Origin of the sequence: Microbacterium sp. (genome assembly GCF_026393345.1) — a bacterium.
Classification (GTDB): Bacteria; Actinomycetota; Actinomycetes; order Actinomycetales; family Microbacteriaceae; genus Microbacterium.
Genome location: NZ_JAPLAI010000028.1, coordinates 38,693 through 40,356 on the forward strand (window position 1 = coordinate 38,693; position 1,664 = coordinate 40,356).

1 pseudogene is annotated in these 1,664 nt (G+C 69.0%); it reads left to right on the forward strand.

Annotated features, from left to right (window positions below):
• Positions 1 to 32: 32 nt before the first annotated feature.
• Positions 33 to 1,568 (forward strand): annotated as a pseudogene (locus NT132_RS03255) (DEAD/DEAH box helicase); the annotation flags it as partial.
• Positions 1,569 to 1,664 lie beyond the last annotated feature (96 nt).

Sequence of the window (1,664 nt, forward strand, 5' to 3'; positions counted from 1 at the left end):
CTGGCCGCTCAACCTGACCGACCTGTCCGCCGCCAGCGCGGGCCTACAACGACCGCCCGACTCGCGACGACCGCCCCGCGCGTTCGTACAGCGACCGTCCCGCACGTTCGAACAATGACCGTCCCGCACGTTCGAACAGTGACCGTCCGGCACGCTCATATAGTGATCGTCCGGCACGCTCCTTCGATGACCGTCCGGCGCGCTCGCACAGTGACCGCCCCGCGCGCTCGTTCGAGGATCGCCCCCGTCGTGACGACCGTCACCAGGAGCGTCCGAACCGCGCCGACTGGGCGAAGCCGCAGCAGCGTGACGCCGCGCACGAGCAGCACGTCGATGTCGTCCACGAGCGCCTGCAGGCGCAGGCGATCGACGCGACCGTCAGCGAAGCATCCTTCGGCGATCTGGGTCTCGGCGAGAACATCGTCCGCGTCCTGACCGACCTCGGTGCCGGCAGCCCGTTCCCGATCCAGGCGGCCACTGTCACGCCGATCCTGGAGGGTCGCGACGTGCTTGCCCGAGGCCGCACCGGCTCCGGCAAGACGATCGCCTTCGGCGCTCCGCTGGTGGAGTCGATCCTGCGCTCGCAGGCCGGCACCAAGCGCGACTTCGGCCGCTCGCCCAAGGCGCTCATCCTCGCGCCGACCCGCGAGCTGGCGCTGCAGATCGACCGCACCGTACAGCCCATCGCGCGCAGCGTCGGTCTGTTCACCACGCAGATCTACGGCGGCGTGCCGCAGGCCCGCCAGGTCGGCGCGCTCCGCAAGGGCGTCGACATCATCATCGGCACCCCCGGCCGCATCGAGGACCTGCAGGCGCAGGGCAAGCTCGACCTCTCCGAGGTGCGCATCGTTGTGCTCGACGAGGCCGATCACATGTCCGAGCTGGGCTTCCTCGAGCCGATGCAGCGCATTCTGCGTCTCGTCCAGGACGGTGCGCAGAAGCTGTTGTTCTCCGCGACGCTCGACCGTGAGGTCGCTGCACTCGTCGACGAGTTCCTCGTGAACCCCGCCGTCTACGAGGTCGCCGGCGAAGACCAGGACTCCAGCACGATCGACCACCAGGTGCTGCTGATCGATCACCGCGACAAGGCGGACATCCTCACCTCGCTCGTCGACCGGGAGGGCAAGACCCTGGTCTTCGCCCGCACCCGTGCCTACGCCGAGATGCTGAGCGAGCAGTTCGAGGATGCCGGGATCGCGTCCGTCGCGCTGCACGGTGACCTGAACCAGGGTCGGCGCACGCGGAACCTGCAGCGGCTCACCGACGGCAAGGTCCGTGTGCTCGTCGCGACCGACGTCGCCGCCCGTGGCATCCACGTCGACGACATCGACCTCGTCGTTCAGGCCGATCCGCCGGACGAGTACAAGACGTACCTGCACCGCTCCGGTCGTACCGGCCGGGCCGGTCGTGAGGGCACGGTCGTCACGCTGATCACGCGTCAGCGTCGTCGCAAGATGACCGAGATGCTCGAGCGCGCGGAGATCGAGGCGCCGTTCACCGACGCCCGCCCCGGCGACGACATCCTCGAAGAGATCAGCGGGCGCCAGCTCGCCGACGTCGACGCGTAGGCCGCATCCCCTTACGCCGATACGGCTTCTGGGCACCGAAACAGTGGGTAAACCCCGCCGTCTCGGTGCCCAGAAGCCGTTTCGCCGTCCGGATGC